The 15926-nt window shown below is 70.6% G+C and carries 16 protein-coding genes; 4 read left to right on the forward strand and 12 right to left on the reverse strand.

Annotated features, from left to right (window positions below; translation table 11 throughout):
• Nucleotides 1-7 precede the first annotated feature (7 nt).
• From AAH991_RS26660 to AAH991_RS26675, 4 genes are all read right to left on the reverse strand, one after another.
• Nucleotides 8-862 carry an ABC transporter permease gene (locus AAH991_RS26660; RefSeq protein ID WP_346228647.1) on the reverse strand — a complete coding sequence of 285 codons (855 nt, stop codon included), beginning with the start codon at nt 860-862 and terminating at the stop codon, nt 8-10.
• The gene (locus AAH991_RS26665; RefSeq protein WP_346228648.1) at nt 862-1857 is read right to left on the reverse strand and encodes an ABC transporter ATP-binding protein; all 996 of its coding nucleotides are present in this window, start codon (nt 1855-1857) and stop codon (nt 862-864) included. Before AAH991_RS26665 ends, AAH991_RS26660 begins: the two co-directional genes overlap by 1 nt.
• A gap of 59 nt (nt 1858-1916) precedes the next feature.
• Nucleotides 1917-5114, reverse strand: a complete 3198-nt coding sequence (locus AAH991_RS26670) for a type 2 lanthipeptide synthetase LanM family protein (RefSeq protein ID WP_346228649.1) — start codon at nt 5112-5114, stop codon at nt 1917-1919.
• Between the two features lie 206 nt (nt 5115-5320).
• Entirely contained in the window at nt 5321-5548 is a 228-nt protein-coding gene (locus tag AAH991_RS26675; protein ID WP_346228650.1) for a cinnamycin family lantibiotic, read from the reverse strand.
• A 355-nt stretch (nt 5549-5903) separates the two neighbouring features.
• Here AAH991_RS26675 and AAH991_RS26680 point away from each other — a divergent pair, with 355 nt between their 5' ends.
• Nucleotides 5904-7067: a serine hydrolase domain-containing protein gene (locus tag AAH991_RS26680; RefSeq protein WP_428834034.1), complete on the forward strand. Its 1164-nt coding sequence runs from the start codon at nt 5904-5906 to the stop codon at nt 7065-7067.
• An 18-nt stretch (nt 7068-7085) separates the two neighbouring features.
• On the opposite strand, the gene AAH991_RS26685 is transcribed toward AAH991_RS26680, so the two are convergent.
• Both AAH991_RS26685 and AAH991_RS26690 read right to left on the reverse strand, forming a co-directional pair.
• The gene (locus tag AAH991_RS26685; protein WP_346228652.1) at nt 7086-8618 is read right to left on the reverse strand and encodes a S8 family peptidase; all 1533 of its coding nucleotides are present in this window, start codon (nt 8616-8618) and stop codon (nt 7086-7088) included.
• 111 nt (nt 8619-8729) lie between these two features.
• The gene (locus tag AAH991_RS26690) at nt 8730-9089 is read right to left on the reverse strand and encodes a hypothetical protein (protein ID WP_346228653.1); all 360 of its coding nucleotides are present in this window, start codon (nt 9087-9089) and stop codon (nt 8730-8732) included.
• 369 nt (nt 9090-9458) lie between these two features.
• On the opposite strand from AAH991_RS26690, the gene AAH991_RS26695 reads away from it, so the two are divergent.
• Both AAH991_RS26695 and AAH991_RS26700 read left to right on the forward strand, forming a co-directional pair.
• Nucleotides 9459-9917 (forward strand): nuclear transport factor 2 family protein, encoded by a 459-nt coding sequence (locus tag AAH991_RS26695; protein WP_346228654.1) that lies wholly within the window; start codon nt 9459-9461, stop codon nt 9915-9917.
• A gap of 62 nt (nt 9918-9979) precedes the next feature.
• The gene (locus AAH991_RS26700; RefSeq protein ID WP_346228655.1) at nt 9980-10501 is read left to right on the forward strand and encodes a nucleotidyltransferase domain-containing protein; all 522 of its coding nucleotides are present in this window, start codon (nt 9980-9982) and stop codon (nt 10499-10501) included.
• 64 nt (nt 10502-10565) lie between these two features.
• Here AAH991_RS26700 and AAH991_RS26705 read toward each other — a convergent pair whose 3' ends face one another.
• The 3 genes from AAH991_RS26705 to AAH991_RS26715 all read right to left on the reverse strand — a co-directional run bounded on the left by AAH991_RS26705 (nt 10566) and on the right by AAH991_RS26715 (nt 12418).
• Nucleotides 10566-11267, reverse strand: a complete 702-nt coding sequence (locus AAH991_RS26705; protein ID WP_346228682.1) for a helix-turn-helix domain-containing protein — start codon at nt 11265-11267, stop codon at nt 10566-10568.
• A gap of 94 nt (nt 11268-11361) precedes the next feature.
• Complete coding sequence (locus AAH991_RS26710) at nt 11362-11808, reverse strand: hypothetical protein (RefSeq protein ID WP_346228656.1); 447 nt, start codon at nt 11806-11808, stop codon at nt 11362-11364.
• 151 nt (nt 11809-11959) lie between these two features.
• A complete protein-coding gene (locus AAH991_RS26715) occupies nt 11960-12418 on the reverse strand; it encodes an Lrp/AsnC family transcriptional regulator (protein ID WP_346228657.1) in 459 nt (152 codons plus the stop codon).
• Nucleotides 12419-12528: 110 nt separating this feature from the next.
• Between AAH991_RS26715 and AAH991_RS26720 the strand changes: the two genes are divergently transcribed.
• On the forward strand, nt 12529-13014 hold the full coding sequence (locus tag AAH991_RS26720; RefSeq protein ID WP_346228658.1) for a DUF2000 domain-containing protein: 486 nt from the start codon (nt 12529-12531) through the stop codon (nt 13012-13014).
• Nucleotides 13015-13033: 19 nt separating this feature from the next.
• On the opposite strand, the gene AAH991_RS26725 is transcribed toward AAH991_RS26720, so the two are convergent.
• The 3 genes from AAH991_RS26725 to AAH991_RS26735 all read right to left on the reverse strand — a co-directional run bounded on the left by AAH991_RS26725 (nt 13034) and on the right by AAH991_RS26735 (nt 15925).
• The gene (locus tag AAH991_RS26725) at nt 13034-13429 is read right to left on the reverse strand and encodes an ACT domain-containing protein (RefSeq protein ID WP_346228659.1); all 396 of its coding nucleotides are present in this window, start codon (nt 13427-13429) and stop codon (nt 13034-13036) included.
• Between the two features lie 45 nt (nt 13430-13474).
• Nucleotides 13475-14125 carry a DUF6461 domain-containing protein gene (locus AAH991_RS26730; protein WP_346228660.1) on the reverse strand — a complete coding sequence of 217 codons (651 nt, stop codon included), beginning with the start codon at nt 14123-14125 and terminating at the stop codon, nt 13475-13477.
• Between the two features lie 162 nt (nt 14126-14287).
• Entirely contained in the window at nt 14288-15925 is a 1638-nt protein-coding gene (locus AAH991_RS26735) for a sensor histidine kinase (RefSeq protein WP_346228661.1), read from the reverse strand.
• Nucleotide 15926 lies beyond the last annotated feature (1 nt).

Genomic DNA, 15926 nt, shown 5'->3' on the forward strand with positions numbered 1-15926 from the left:
TGACCGATCAGCCGAGCCGGGAGAAACGCCGGGCGGCCACAACCAGTGTGATCAACGCGAGAGCGGCGACGACGGCCAGTTCGGCAGGTGGCGACAGGCGCAGGCCGCCCCAGCTGACCGGCTCGGACAGCATGGCCGGTCCGCGCGGGAGCCGATCGACTCCGGCGGTGTGGCGCATGGCGTCCACGGCATAGGTCAGCGGGTCGAGGCGGGACAGCCACGCCAACCAGCCCGGCAGCGCACTGATCGGGAACATCGTCCCGGACAGGAACATCAGGGGGGCCATCAGGACGCTCAGCGCGGTGGTCAGCGTGCGGGGCCGCCGGACGAAAACCGCGACCGCCGCGGCCAGCACCGTCAGCGCGAACGACGTCAGCGCCAGCTCGGCGGCGAGCACCGCGAACGCCGCGGGCCGGTAGGCGACGTGGAGCAGTCCCGCACTGGCCAGGATCACCATGCCGTGGCAGGTCGCGACCGTCATGCCGCCGAGGCATTTGCCGATCAGCAGGGTGCTCCGCGACACAGGGGCCACGAGCATCTCACGGAGGAAACCGTCCTCCCGCTCCCAGACGATCGACGCGCCCACGGACATCGCGGCGGGTTGTGCCGCCATCACCAGCACACCGGGGAAGAGGAACGTCAGATAGTCCGACGCGGGCCCCATGCCGGAGGCGGCGAAGAGCCCTCCCAGGCCGATACCGAGAATGAAGAGGAACATCAGGGACTCCATCAGGGACACCAGCGTGCCGACCCGATCGCGGAGGAAGTGCAGCATCTCCCGCCGCCACACCATGCGCGCGGCGCCGAGCTCGGCGGCGAGGCCGTGGCTGTACGCGGCGCGTGGCACAGTGCCGTCGGCCATCAGCGGCCTCCCCCGGACTCGTCCCGGATGTGGTGCCCGGTGTGGTGGAGGAAGACGTCGTCGAGGCTGGGCCTCGTGACCGTCACCTCGTGAACCGGGACGTCCAGGCCCGCGCACAGCCGGGGTACCAGGCGCGCTCCGTTCTCCGCCTGGACGCGCAGGCCCCGCGGTCCGGCGACGGCCTCGATTCCGAAGCGTTCGCGCAGCGCCGCGGCCGCCGCCACGTCGTCGCCGGTACGCAGGTCGATGCGGTCGGCGGCGAGCGTCGACTTCAACTCGGCGGGCCTGCCCTGCACGACGATCCGCCCGTCGTGGACGATGGCGACGCGGTCGCACCGCTCGGCCTCGTCGAGGTAATGCGTCGTCAGGAAGATCGTGGTCGCCTCGCGTTCGCGCACCTCGCGAAGGTGTGCCCAGAGCCGGTCGCGCGCCTGCGGGTCCAGACCGATGGTGGGTTCGTCCAGGAACAGCACCCGTGGCCGGTGCAGCAGGCCACGGGCGATCTCCAGACGGCGGCGCATCCCGCCGGAGAAGGTCCGTACGAGGTGGTCACGCCGTGCCGTGAGCCCGGCCAGGTCGAGCATCGCGTCGATCCGGGCGGCCAGCCCGGCCTTGGCCATGGCATACAGGTCGGCGTGGAAGCGGAGGTTCTCCGCGGCGGTGAGCTCCTGGTCGAGCGTGCTCTCCTGGAAGACGATTCCGAGACTCCGCCGCACCAGGCCGGGCGCGGTCCGGGTGTCGTGACCGGCCACCTCGATGCGGCCGGCGGTGGGCATGGCCAGGGTGCACAGCATCGCGATGATCGTGCTCTTGCCCGCGCCGTTCGGACCGAGGAGGCCGAACGTCTCGCCCTGCTCGACCGTGAGGTCGACGCCACGTACGGCGTCCACGTCCGGATAGGACTTGTGGAGGCCGGTCGCCCGTATCGCGGGAACGCCCTGGCTCCGGCACGCGACGGGCGGCACCTGAGCGCTCCGATGGCCGGTTCCGAACACGGTTCCTCCCTCGGGCATTCCTCCGCGTGCGGCGCGACGGCGGCGTCGGGCCCCTTTTGTCATCCGCCGGGTACTGGATCGAGGAGCAGGGGGGACGGGACCCGGTCGGGGTGGGCCAGGCGCAGGAAGTGCATGCCGATGCCGGATCTTCCGATCATGAGTCCGGGAAGGAGGCCCGCCGTGTCCTGGATGAGATCGTTCCGGGTGTCGTCGAAGTGCCGCCATTGCTCGTGCGCCTGGACATTCGCCTCCATCTGAAAGGTCGGCTCGTCGCGCAGCCTGGCGAAACGCAGGAACAGTTCGGCGTTCCCCGACCGGCCGTGGCAGAGCGTGTCGCTCCTCAGCCGGGGGAAGTTCCGTAGCGTCGCCGTGAGGGCGTGGTGGGTGTCGCGCAGCAGCGACTCGTCGTCGCCGTCGAGGAGCGCCCAGCTCGCGATGCGGCTCAGGCCGATGCCGGCGGCGCCGTTGCACCAGGCGTTGGCATAGTAGCGGCCGTCCTGCGGTACGCCGCCGGGGCTGGTGCGCAGGTCGTACCAGTCGTTGGTGGTCTCGTCGAAGTGCCGGGCCTCGTAGGCCAGGGCGCGGCGTCCGGCGATCACGTACTCCGTCCGGTCCGTCAGCCGCCCGAGCCGGATCAGCGTCCACCCGATGCCCGCCGCTCCGTGGGCGAAGCCTGTGAGATTGGCCGGGGCGATGCGAGGATCGGGCGGGGGCCAGCTCAGCGTGCCGGCGTCCGCGACGGCGTGGCGCAGCAGCACTCTCGCGCACAGATGCGCCTGGTCGATGCCCTCGTCGTCCGCTTCGGAGGCGAGGCCGAGCAGCACCGGGATCAGGCCGGCGGCACCGCTGAAGACGTCCAGTGCCGTGTCGGCCTCGATACGTGATCGGAGGTCCTCGCTCAGGCGCACGGCGAGCCCGAGCAGCTCGCGGTCCCGCCAGAGGCGGTGCAGATGAGTGAGCACGTAGATCAGGCCGCCGACCCCCGTGAAGGCGCCGATCTGCCGGCGATCGGTGGCCGCGATGGCGTGGGACAGGGCTCGTTCGGCCGCCTGCCGGAACTGCGGTCGCGGAACGATCCGGTCGAGGTAGGCGAGGAACAGTGCGATGCCCGCCGCCCCGTCGTACAGGTCGCCGCCGATGTCGACCCGTACGGGCCCGTCCGGGCCGATCTCGTACGACGTCCACGGCGCGGGCTCCGACGGCTCGCGGAGCATGGCGCACAGGCGCTCGCCGATCCGGCTCGCCTGCTCGACGGAGGCGGACACGAAGGCCGGACTGGCGACCTCACTCGTGCGCAGGCCGGCCGCGATGTAGAGGCGCTGCCGCTCGCGGTTGTCCGCGGACAGGAGCCGGATCCGCCGCGTGGCGCAGTCGAGCGGAGAGGCGCCGACGTCGATCGCCAGCGGCGTCGTGTGGTCGTGCACGAGCGGCCCGCCGCGGGCGTCCATGGTGAAGATCGGTATGTCGAGCCGCCACATCGACTCGACCTCCCGCTCCGCGAGCCGGCCGTCCCGGTCCCAGCTCTGCGGGAAGGTGCGGACCGTGCCGAAGGTCAGGTCGACCTCCAGGGGGTCGACCAGGCACTTGGGGTGCCGGGCGTGCTGCAGCAGGTTGACGTAGAGCTGGGTGGACCAGTTGACGAACCGGACGCGGATGCCGTCGAACATCTCCGTCACCGCGCGTATCGCCGCCTCGGGGTGGCGCTCGAACCATTCGTGCACCCGGCAGAACCCCTCGATGATCGCCTCGGTGTGGTCCTCCGGCCGTACGAGCGTGTCGCCGACCAGCACCCGGTTATAAGTCTCCGGCTCGACGCGCACGCCGGTCATGTGCGTCACCGACGTCCGGAAGCTGTCGCGCCGCTCTTCGAGGCAGGGCACGGGCATCGGCAGCTCGTACGCCTCGCCTCCGGAGTAGCCGCTGGCCCGTATCAGGTCACCGGAGGCCGCCGCGCGCGGCCACTCGAGCAGTCCGGTCCTGAACACCGAGTCCAGGAGGGTGCCCGGCGGCCGTGCCTGACCACGCAGGAGCACGCCGAGGGCGGTCTCGCAATCGCAGACGTGGGCGTGACCGTCGGCGACCAGAACGTTCTCCAGATGCAGGTCGTCTCCGCCCAGTACGTAGAAGATCCCCAGGTGACCGCCGAGTTGCCGGTAAAGCCGCTCGATTTCCTCCTCGGTCGTCACATGGTTACGGCCCGGGGGGATCCGCTCCTCATAGCCGTATCCCGGCCGCGACAGGACGGCATGCGGCGCGAAGCCGAGCACTGCGTCCCCGCGCAGCCGCGCGAGGAGCTTCTGCATCGCCGCCTCGGCGGCGACCGGGCGCGGTTTGTAGACGAACGAACCGGTCGCGCCGCTCACCAGCCGGGCCTCGACAAGGGTGACGGTACGGGCTCCGGCGTGGTGATCGGAGATACCCGGCCGCACCGACAGGAACGACGAGACGTCCGCTCCGAAGATCGTGCGGCCGATCGCCGCGGCATCCGCGTCGAGGCGCTCGACGAGCTCGCATCCGAAGTCGGCCAGCAAGGCGGTGACGTGCGCCAGCCAGCGTCCCAGGACCGGGAACCTGAGATGGAAGCGGTGGTGGGCGGCCGCCCCGGCGAACGTGGCGTCGACGTACGCTCGGAAGTCCTCACGGGTCGCCCGTGCCCTGTCGATGCCCGCCTCTACGCAGTGCACCTTCGCGTCGGCCTCCACGGCCCACGCGAGTGACAGCTCGAAGCGCTCGAAAAGGTGCCGCTGCAGATCGTCGGTGATGCGACGGCCGAACCGGCCCGGATGGCGGGCTCGCGCGGCGTCCATCCGGCGGCCGAGTTCGAGGAGGAACGGCTCGCAGGCGATGGCGAGCCGACCGTAGTAGATCTCGGGGCGCCGCCAACTCGCGTCCGGCGCATCGCGGGCGGAGCGGTCGAACCGGTCGAGTGCGCCCCGGTAGGTCGGCAGCCAGGAGCGCTGCACCTCGGCGAACACCGCCTTGGTGTGGTCGTCGGCGTCACTCAGGCCGAGCTCGTGCCGCCGGAAGGCGGTGAGCGCCCGCCTGAGGCCGTCCCGGCCGAGGGCCTCGGGCGCGGATGGGTCCGTCCTCACGGCGAGCCGTCGGGAGACCCGGTCGATCTTCCAGGTGTCGAACGGGGGAAGCGGGCCAGCGGGCGTCGCCGGTCCGGTGGCCTCCAGTTCGGTCAGGATTCGCAGACGTTCGGCGAGGTTCGCGGCGGCGGCGGCCATGTCGATGAAGGAGTAGTGGTCGCCCAATGGTCGGACTCCTTTTGTACGCGACGGACGGCAGGCCGGCCGCGGCCGGCGCGTATTTCTCCGTTCGCACCTGCTGTGACATGACACGCACAGCCGTAGGGGTTCCCGATGAGCACGCGTATTCGGGCATGTGATGGTCACCGACGGGCGGCGGCGCGGACGACGACGGCCGGCCGCGCCGATGCCGGTGTCTTCTTGCTCGGCGCCTAATAGGTCTTGCGGCAGACGTGCGTATGGATGCAGTGATGGGTGCCCGGACACGCGTAGATTTCGCCGGCGGCACCCTCCGTCCAGGATTTCAGTAACTCCTGATCGGGCTGTTCGATCGGGTCGGGAAACGCGGAGACCTCGATACCGAAGGCGGTCGGATCCGCCATGAGTTCGGCCCGGAACTCATCGTCGACGGCGGCCTTGAGTATCATCGCTCTTTCCATTGTAATCTCCTTGCTTCCGGGCTTCGGAGAAATGATCGCTCGGGCGTGGCCGAATTAGCGCGTCCGACGTGCCCTGTCGTATTTTCAGTATCACTCCCGGTGCCACATTCGTTGCAACACGGACGTAAACTTGTCGGCAAGAGGGCGGAGTGTTCGGCACTGTTTTCTGCAGGGCTTTAACGTTGTTTACGTCTTTCTTGTTCGATGGGCGATCGTGGCGATATTGACTGGTCGCGTGGAGGTGGCAGGAGCGTGCCCGGCCCCGCGGTGACGGGCGGACAGGCCGGGTGGGCATCGAGCCGGGGGAGGGCGGATGGGGCGAACACCGTTTCGCGCGAAGGCCTCTCTGCGGGTCATGGCGGTGGCAGCCCTCGCCGTGGTGTCTCTCGGCCCCCCGACGTCTCCCCCTCCGGTTCCGGATCAGGACGGAGACTCCGCCCTGCGCGCGGTGTTGACCGAGGCCGTGCGCCGGAACCACTATCCGGGGGCGTTGGCGCAGGCACGGAGCCGGGAGCGGACCTCCGACGTGGCGATCGGAGTCGGTGACGTGCGGAACGGCACGGCGCCGCGGCCCGATTCGCGATTCAGGGCCGGGAGCATCACGAAGACCTTCGTCGCCACCGCGGTCCTGCGACTGGTCGCCGAGGATCGGCTCCGATTGGACGACACCGTCGAGCACTGGTTGCCGGGCCTGGTCGACGGCAAGGGCAACGACGGCCGGCGGATCACCCTGCGGATGCTGCTGAACCACACGAGCGGCCTCTTCGACTACACCACCGACAAGGAACTGAGCCACACCTATGAGCGTGATCCGTCCCGCCGGCTCCCGCCGCACGCGCTGGTCCGCGTCGCGGTCTCCCATCCCCCGCTGTTCCCGCCCGGGACGGCCTGGAACTATTCCGACACCGACTACGTCCTGCTCGGGATGGTCATTCAGCGGGTCACCGGCCGGTCGTACGCGGAGGAGATCACGCGGCGGATCATCCGGCCTCTGGGCCTGCGCTCGACCTACTTCCCCGGCGGATCCTCGTCCATAGCCCCTCCCTACCTGCACGGCTACGAGATGCCGGACTCCGGCGTCATCAAGGACGCGACCGTGCTCAACACGAGCTTCGCGCCCGGATCCGGCGACCTGATCTCGACCGTCGGGGATCTGAACCGCTTCCTCTCGGCCCTGCTGGCGGGGCGTCTGCTGCCCTCGTCTCTCCTGCGTCAGATGCTGACGCCGGTGCCCCGATCCCGTGCGGGCTCGGACATGGACAAGTACGGCCTCGGCGTGATCATCACGAGGCTCCCCTGCGGGATCACCGTGTACGGCCACGGCGGGACCCTCGACGGTTATCTCACCGGCGTGACCGGGCGGCAGGGCGGTGCCCACACGCTCGCCTGGGTGATCAATGGCAGTTGGGGGGTGGAGAACCAGATCGCGCTGATGGACAAGGCCTACACCGCCGAGTTCTGCGCCACCGGCAGCACGGCGCCGGGCCTGCACCGTCGTGACGGCGCAGGCCCGGCGTGATGGTGTCACTCAGTCAGTTCACTTGATGGCCGCGAGGGTGTCGACGACACCGGCGCCGAAGAAGCTGTTGTCGTCGGTGCCGGTGCAGGCCGCGGTGTTCGGCGGGCACGGCTTGGGCACGGCCCGCGCCTTGAGCTCGGTGATCATCTGAGCCGGCGACCACGACGGGTGCGCCGACTTCATCTGCGCCATGACGCCGGCGACGTGCGGGCTCGCCATCGACGTGCCGCTCTTGGTGCCGTAGCCGTCGGTGCCCGTACGGGTGTTCCACGTCGTGGAGTAGATCGACGAGCCGGGAGCCGCGACGTCGATCTTGCCGAGGCCGTAGTTGGAGAAGGACGACCGGACGCTGTCCAGCGTGGTGCCCACGCGCTGCAGGGACGCGACCGTCACGACGCCGTCGAACTCGGCCGGGATGTCGTTGCAGCCGCTGTTGATCGTGCGCACGGTCGGCTTCGGCGCGTCGTTGGGGCTGCCCGTGTCCACGCTCTTGTTGGCGAGGTCGTAGTTGGAGTTGCCCGCCGCGGCGACGTTGACGACGCCCTGCTCGGTGGCCCACCGCACGGCGCGCCGGACGGCCTCCTTGCTGGCGGCCTGGTCGGGCTGGTCGTCACACCAGAACTCGAACGGGTCGACGTAGTAGGAGTTGTTCGTGACGTCCATGTGCTTCAGGCCCGCCCACATGAAGCCGCAGACGGCGTACTCCGGGTAGATGAAGCCGTCGTCGTTGACGACCTTGACGGACGCCATGCGCACGTTGGGCGCGACACCGACGATGCCGATGTTGTTGCGGGCGGCGGCGATGGTGCCGGCGACGTGCGTGCCGTGGTCGCTCGTCGTCGGACGCCAGGCCAGCGGTGTCTGGTCCGGGCGGCCGACGTTGCTGCAGTTGACCGAGTTCGCGACGTCGATGTTGGCCTTGAGGTCCGGGTGCGTCGGCGAGATGCCGCTGTCGAGCACCCCGACGAGGACGTTGCGGTTGCCGTCGGAGATCGCCTGCGCCTGCGGAGCCTTGATCATCTGCATGTCCCACTGGACGCCCTCGTTGGGGTCGAGGCTCTCACCGGGCTGCGGGTCGGACGGGATGTCGCCGTTGTCCGGCTTCTTGGCACCCTTCTTGTACCCGTTGGCGCCGGGGCCCCACGGCGCGGCCAGGTCGGCCGGCGTCCCCTCGGAGACCCCGGCCGTACGGGTGGCGCCGACGGAGGCGACCGCGTTGCCGCCCTTGGCGGTGACGTTGGCGCGGAAGGCCGCGCGGTCGGAGTGGGCGACGACCACACCGATCTCGGGCCAGGACTGGACGACGACGCCTCCGGCGGCCTCGACGGCGCGCTCGACGAGACGAGTCTGGCCGGGGTTGGCGATCCGGGCGTTGACGACGTAGCTCATGAGCATCCCGTCGGGGATGTCGACGTTGACCGGTGTCGAGGCCGGCTCGTCGGTGGTGGCCGCACTCGCCGAGCCGGTCGCGCCTCCGAGGAAGGCGGCACCCACCATGGCGAACGCCGCGGCGGTGGCCGCGAGGCGTCGCTTGGGCAGGGCATGCTGCATGGGTTGCTCCTAGAACGGTGAGACCGCGGCACCATTGCTGCGGTCTGGCTGGCTTCGACGTCGAAAGTCCTAAATCGCCCTGAATCCAGCCTTTAGAGTTGGTTAGTGACGCTAACAGCTCGATCGTGAATTGTTCAAGAGCGCACCAAGGCGTACGGCACCTGCCGGAACAGCGGCCCGGGAGCACAGCGCGAACAGCGCGATCGTCGCGTGGCTCCCCGCGACGATCCCGGTGCCGGCGACCGCGAGCATGACCCACCAGGCGGTGATCCGCTGGTTGAGGTTCAGCACCGTCGTGTCCCCGGGCCGGTGCGCCGGGCCGGCACCGCTCCCACCGTTGTCGCCGCGGTGAGCACGGTCACCATTCCGGCGATCGTCATCCAGAAGACGTATGGCATGTCGGGTGTTTCCGATCGTGATGACCGCGCTCCGAGCGCGCTCCAGGAAAGCGTCCTTCTCCTCGCCGGGCACCCGCTCGAGTGGCGCGCCGAACCCCACCCGACACAGACGGGGAACGGGGATCACCTTTCCCGGCGGCCAGGGCGGACAGGTATCGGGGGTGGGCGCCGACCACGATCCGGACCAGCCAGACCAGCGCCACCCCGAGAAGACTAGACATCGGCGGCCCGCGATTTCCTGGCGATGGCGCGAGCGCGGGTCCAGCACGTGACGGCCGAGCCGGCGGCCACGACCACTGTCGCGGCCTGTTCGGCGTGACGGAGGTGCCGGAAACCCATGAGGCGACGCCTCGGACCTATTTCGACTCTACGCTTGTTGACCGAGAGATCGCCTTCGGTCTACGTTCGTCGAGCCGACATTCGCAGCGATGAAGGGGACAGCGTGCTCGCTACTCCACGGCAACTGCTCGACCGTTTCCATCAGGCGATGCTGGATTTCTCGCCCGACTCGCTCGCCGACCTGTTCGCCGACGAGGCGACCTATGAGTTCGTGTTCTGGACGCCGCATCGTGGTCCGTCGCAGCGGTACGACGGACGCGAGGAGATCCGCGCGGGCTTCAGGGCGGCGTGGGGGTCGGTCTCCGCGCCACCGCTGACCGGATTTCGCGGAATGTGCGTCCACGAGACGGCCGACGCCGAAGTGGTCATCTCCGAGGGTGAGATGGACGGCGTGAACCACGCGACCGGGCAGCCGTTCTCCTCCCGGTTCGTGCTCGTCCTGCGTGCCCGCGACGGCCGTATCGTCCATCTGCGCGACTACTCCGACGTGCTGCGGACCGCGGCGGGGCTCGGGCGCCTGTCTCAGCTCTTCGAGCTGGTGCGGGGCGAGTCCGCGCCGTGAGTTCGGGGGCGGCGGCCCGCCGGCGTCACCGGCCGCCGGGATAGCGTGGCCCGAAGATCGGGATGAGAGGCGGTGAAGCGGTGCTGTCGCTCGGCGAGATGCTGCGGGTGCTGAACGCGTTGCACACCACCGGATGCGACGTCTGGGTCGGCGGCGGCTGGGGGATCGACGTCCTGGTCGGGCGCGTCACCCGGGAGCATCACGACCTCGACCTGCTCCACCGCGCCGAACAGGAGCGGCTGGTGGTCGGCGAGCTGGAGTCGCTCGGGTACGCCGAACGGCCCGGCGTGGTGCCCGGGCGGCCGGCCAGGTTCGTCATGACCGACGGCCACGGGCACGAGCTCGATCTCCATCCGCTGCACATCGCGGAGGACGGTTCGGCCGTGCAGCACCTGGACGACCGCGGCGCGGCGCTCCACTACCCGGCCGAGGCTTTCGTCACGGGCACGATCGAGGGTGTGCGGGTGCGCTGCCTGTCCGTCGGCCAGCAGGTCGCCTTCCACCAGGGCTACGAGCCGAGGGACCGCGACCTGCACGACATGGCGAGCCTGCGTGCGGCGTTCGGGGTCACCACGCACTTCTGACCCGCCGCGCAGCCGTACGGCTGCCGCTCCGGCGACGACCGGGCACGGCGCCCGGGGCGAGCGGTCAGGGCGTGTAGAGGAGTGACAGCGGCTGCGCCGGATTCCGCTCGCTCAACTGCCTGGCGGTGCGCCCGATGTAACGGCTCAGGGACCGCGCCAGGTGCGGCTGGTCGAAGTAGCCGAGATCGTGGATCACGTCGTGGACCGGCACGCCATCCTGGATCAGGACCGCCGCCCGCCGGGCGCGGTCGATCTGCCGCACGGTGCCGCGGGTGAGCCCGGTCGCCGTCACGAAGCGCCGCTGCACGGTGCGTTCGGACACGTCCGGCGACGCGCCGCCGAGCACCGCGGCGACGAGCGGGTCGCGCTCCACGACACCCTCGCGCACCAGCCGCTCGACGAAGGCCTCGGCGTTCTCGTAGTCGGGCAGGTGCCAGGTGGACCCCTTCAGCCAGAAGGACCTGCGCGTCACATTGGGGATCTCCGCCGCACCGTCCACGAGCCGGCTGACCGGAAGATGGGGCATCGAGGTGCCGAGCGAGAAACTGATCCCGAAGAACGTGGCCTCCTCGGGAACGGGGGCCGAGCTCGCCCTCGACTCCGGCCCCTGGACGGATGCGCTCACCTGGCCGCGATGCTCCCAGAAGACCAGGTCCCAATGCGCCGTCGCGACCGCCGTCATCTCCTCGACGTCACGGCTGCTGCTCCGCCACACCCGCTCGATGTACGGCGAGTCGGACGACCGGCTCTCGATGTCCAGGCCCATCCGGGTCACACCCCCTCAATCGCCCGTGCGCGCCGGGACTCGCGGATGAACAACACCGTGCATGCGGTGATCAATAGTAGTTATCGGCGCATGATCAGACGGCCGTGTTCTGCCGGTCGGGCACAGGCGCGACCGCACCGTTCTCACGCTTGTCGCGGGCTCGGAACACCCGCTCGGTCGGATCCGGCGCCCCGTCGTCCCGAAGGCGATCGGTGAGGAGGAAGCCGTCCAGTTCGAACTCGGCGGCGTGTTCGCTCTCACTCAGGAAGAAGGTCCCGCCGGCGAGGCCGGGGTCCCACCCATGCGCCATGGCGTAGTCGACGACCCTGCGCACGTCCTTCGGTGTCGGGTGGGCGCAGTCGGTCGCGCACCCCCACGGCAGGACGGCCGTGGACAACAGATCCGCCTGGAGTGCGCGGCTGTTCTTCCCGGCACCCCAGACACGAAGGCGGACGCACCTGTGACAGTCACGCTCGCCGGCCACGTGGTTGATCTGCGCCGTCCACGCGCACTCTCGCCCGTCGGCGTACAGTCTGCGCACCCTCGTCCGCACCGTGCTCCCCCCCAGCTCCTGACCAAGAGGAGTATTCGCAGCCACGGGGGTCGCGGGCAATCGGATTTCCGGACGGGCGGACCGGACTCAGGGGGCGCCCCCGGGACTCACGCCCCCACGGGCGCGGGCGAAGAACGCATCATGGCCCGGTCGGGCCGATCCGGGTGTTGCGGATGTGCTCGTAGACGATCGACGTACGGACGTCGGCGACTTCGGGCCGCTCGGTGAGCTTGTCGATCACGAACGCGTACAGGCTGGCGTTGTCCGGCACGGCGACGTGCACGATGAAGTCCTCGGTGCCGGTCGTCACGTAGACGCCCAAGGTGTCGGGGAGCGCGCTGACCCAGTTGCGGAAGCCCTCGATGTTGCGCCGGGAGGGGGGACGTACGCGGATGGCGATCAGGGCCTGGACCGGACGCCCGATCGCCGCGAGGTCGACGTCGAGGATCGCCCCCCGGATGACGCCGCGCTGCCTAAGCGCCCGCGTGCGGTCGAGTGCCGTGGTCGGCGAGACCCCGACCGCGGCGGCGACGTCACGGTTGGTCTTCCGTGCATCCGACTGCAGTTCCGCCAGGATCGCCTTATCAAGTTCGTCCATGCCCGCGTCTACGCCCCTTCTCCCGATATAAGTACGGGTTCGTTGCAGGTCAATCGTACGGGTGCCTAGCATTTGCGGGGAACTATCGAACGGATGGATAGGAGAGCGGGATGACAGCCGTTGAAGGAGCAACCACGGGTGTCCGATTCGCCCCCGAGGAGATCGACCCGGCCCTCCCGACCCGGGCGGCCCGCCTCAAATGGGTGATCGTGGTCGACGGCGACCTTCCCGCCGGCCGTGCCGTGAACGCCGCCGTCTGCGTGGCCGCGGCGACCTCCACGGCGGTGACCGGGCTCCTCGGCGACGACGCGGTGGACGCCGACGGCGGCGCGCACCCGGGCCTGCCCTGGGCGGGGTGCTCGGTGCTGGCCGCCGACGCCGCCACGCTCCGTGCCATCCGTGCGAAGGCCGCGGCGTCCGCCGGATGCTTCGTGGCGGACATGCCCGCCGCGGCCCAGCACACGAGGGTCTACGCCGACTACCTCGCCACGATGAAGGAGACCGCGGCCGACGACGTCGAGTACTACGCGGTCAGCGTGGTCGGGCCGCGCAACCGGGTGGACAAGATCGTGGGAAAGCTGCCCCTGATGCCGTGACCCGGCGTCCCGGCGACGGTCAGGAGCCGGGCGAGCGCAGGTGGCGGGTGTCCACCCGGTGCCCCGACTTCTCCAGCACGGCGACCGCCTCCTCGATCCTCGGCTCGGGCACGAGGACCAGGTCGGCGTGGAAGGTCGAGGCGACGAACACCGGGATGGCCTCCTCGGCGAGAGGGCCGACGATGGCGGCCAGCATGCCAGGGACGTCCAGGTCGTGGCCCGTTCCCCCGCCGTACAGGCCGATCCACCGATCGCCGGATCCCGTGGGCCAGGCCTCGCGGATCACCGTGAGGCCCTCCGGGGCGCGGACGAGCGCGATCCAGTCGTCGTCATCGGGGAACGTCGCCTGCGGCAGGTGCTGGACGGCGAACACGGACGGCACGATGCCGAGCCGCTGGGCGGCGGGTGAGGTCATGCCTCGTGTGTAGCAGAGCCCGACGACAAGACACCGACAACAGACCTAGACCTGGGACCACTCGGAGACGGAGGCGACCAGCAGCGGCCCGGCGAAGGAGTCCGCGGTGAGGGTCACCCCGGTGATCCTGGCGGCGAGCGCGAACGCCTTCGGGAGCGCGTCGTCCCACCGCACGTCCCAGGCCGCCTTCCCGGCCGTGGCGGTCAGCGGCAGCCCGACCCTGCGCATCGGCTCCTTCAGCCGATCGGGGTCGCTGCCCCAGCGGTTGACCGACGCGTGCGGCGTGAACGCGGTGACGATCTCGCCGTCCACGGCGTACAGGAAGCTGTGCTCGGCGTAGTCGTGGCGTCCGACGGCCACGGCCTCACAGCCCTGCGAGAGGCGTGCCAGGTTCTCGCCCAGGCAGGTGTGCCAGCCGCACAACTCGATCATCACGCTCCACTCGCCGATCCGGGTGACGCCGACGTACCCGCCGCCGTGGCCGCCGTCGGTCCCCTCGACGAACTCCGTGACCTCGTCGTCGAGTTCGCCGAAGGTCATCGAACGCACCGGTGTTCCGGCGGAGTCGAGACGGGCCGCGACCTCGGCGGGGTCCAGCCCGTGGAAGAACGACACGCAGAAGACGTCGCCCAGCGGGTTGTCCACGCTTGCGGGCGGGGCCGCCGGCCACCGGAAACGGGCGAGAGCATCGGGCACGTGAGCCCTCCAGATCGTCTCGCGACGTCGTGGCGACCACCGCCGGAAAAACCGGGGCCGAGGCCGTTCGTCGCATTCCTGTCCACCGACGGCGGACGCCGTCTGTGTCAGGAGAATGGCGGCACGGTCCTGTAACCGGCTTGGATCTTGCTTAACGTCGTGTCACGGCCCGGGAACGACCGCCTTGGAGTCGAGCCGGCCGTGGGCGAAGCACAGACGATAGGCGCGGGCGGGATCGGCCCCCATGGTGTAGTACGCGCAGTCCCGGCCCTGTGGTGCGCCGGGAGCGCCGTCCGGCGGGCCGTCCCTGGTGAACACGGGGAGCCGGGACAGCACGTCGTCGCGTGGTTCGCCCACCTTCAGCCGATCGTAGGTCGCGGGGTCGAGGACGGAGAACGACGAGCCGGCGAAGCCGAGGGGGATCAGGAGCACGAAGATCCCGGTCAGCACGGCCACGGGGACCACGACCGCCTGGACCAGCCGCCGCCGCACCCGTCGCCGGGCGAGGCCGAGCTCCCGGGCCGACGTGGTCACGGGGGTGCGGGGACCCGCCGCCCGCGCGTACCCGTCGTCCGCGCGCACGCCGTCGACGGGCAGTTGAGCGGCGACCTCGAAACCCCCGCCGGGGGCCGGGCCCGCCCGCAGGACGCCGCCGGCCAGCCGGACCCGTTCCGCCAGCCCGACCAGCCCCGAACCACCCGAGTGACCAGAGCCACCAGGGGCGACGTCCGGCGGGGCGGCCGCCGGGGCGGGGTCGTTGACCACGCGGAGCGTGACGACGCCGTCGTCGGACGCGAGAGCGACGCGTACGGTCGCGCCTGGGGAGTGCTTGGCGGCGTTGGTCAGGGCCTCCTGGAGCACGCGGCGCACGGCGAGCGAGGTCATCGGAGCCAGGTCGCCGGTGCCGCCCAGGTGCTCGGCGACGATCGGCACGCCGGAGTCGCGGGCGCGCTCGACGAGCGTCTCCACGCTCTCCTCACGCGGCGGCGTCGCGTCGAAGGGCGGGGCGCCTTCGTCGTCCGCGCGCAGCACGCCGATGATCTCGCGGAGCCGCTCGGTGGCCGCCGCGGCGGCCTCACGCAGTTCGCGTACGGCCGCCTGCTGCCGGGGGTCGAGACCGGGGTCGAGTTCCAGCGCGCCGGCGCGCACCGCGAGCAGCGTCAGATCGTGGCCGAGCGAGTCGTGCATGTCGCCCGCGATGCGCGCTCTCTCCCGCAGGCGGGCGCGGTCGGCGACGGCCTGCTGCTCACGCTCCATCCGGTCGGCGAGCCGCCAGCCGGTGCGGACCAGTTCGGTGTGCTGGCGGCGCCACCGGCCGAGCAGCCAGGGTGTGACGACCGCGAGCAGCAGCGTGGCGAGCTGTGTGGGCCAGCCCCACAGGTCGCGCAGGACGAGCGCGGACAGCGGCAGCCCGGCGAGGGCGACGACGGCGAAGAACCACAGCGCCGGGCGGGCGATCGCCATCCGGTGCCCGGCCAGGTAGCCGAAGACCACCAGCGCCGCCCACGTCCAGGGCAGAGGGCCGACCATCTGCACGTCCAGGGCCAGGCTCACCGCCACCGGTACGGCCAGCGCCGCCAGCGGCCACCTGCGGCTCACCGCCGTGGCGGCCGCGAACAGCGGGACGGCCACGGCCGCGGCCGCCACCCGCCGCGGGTCGCCGCCCACAAGGACGCCATCGAGGACGCCGTCGAGGGCGCCGTCGAGGGCGCCGTCGCGGATGTCGTCGACGACCGACGCCACCGGCGGCGCGGAGACGGCCAGCCAGACACCGAGGTCGAGAAGACGGGACGTCCGCACC

Source organism: Microbispora sp. ZYX-F-249 (assembly GCF_039649665.1).
Taxonomy (GTDB): domain Bacteria; phylum Actinomycetota; class Actinomycetes; order Streptosporangiales; family Streptosporangiaceae; genus Microbispora; species Microbispora maris.

Coding starts and splice junctions, on each gene's coding strand:
- AAH991_RS26725 (WP_346228659.1), bottom strand. CDS start 13,429: ATGACCTCACCCGCCGCCCAGCGGCTCGGCATCGTGCCGTCCGTGTTC.
- AAH991_RS26680 (WP_428834034.1), top strand. CDS start 5,904: ATGGCGGTGGCAGCCCTCGCCGTGGTGTCTCTCGGCCCCCCGACGTCT.
- AAH991_RS26700 (WP_346228655.1), top strand. CDS start 9,980: ATGAGAGGCGGTGAAGCGGTGCTGTCGCTCGGCGAGATGCTGCGGGTG.
- AAH991_RS26715 (WP_346228657.1), bottom strand. CDS start 12,418: ATGGACGAACTTGATAAGGCGATCCTGGCGGAACTGCAGTCGGATGCA.
- AAH991_RS26685 (WP_346228652.1), bottom strand. CDS start 8,618: ATGCAGCATGCCCTGCCCAAGCGACGCCTCGCGGCCACCGCCGCGGCG.
- AAH991_RS26660 (WP_346228647.1), bottom strand. CDS start 862: ATGGCCGACGGCACTGTGCCACGCGCCGCGTACAGCCACGGCCTCGCC.
- AAH991_RS26675 (WP_346228650.1), bottom strand. CDS start 5,548: ATGGAAAGAGCGATGATACTCAAGGCCGCCGTCGACGATGAGTTCCGG.
- AAH991_RS26705 (WP_346228682.1), bottom strand. CDS start 11,267: ATGGGCCTGGACATCGAGAGCCGGTCGTCCGACTCGCCGTACATCGAG.
- AAH991_RS26720 (WP_346228658.1), top strand. CDS start 12,529: ATGACAGCCGTTGAAGGAGCAACCACGGGTGTCCGATTCGCCCCCGAG.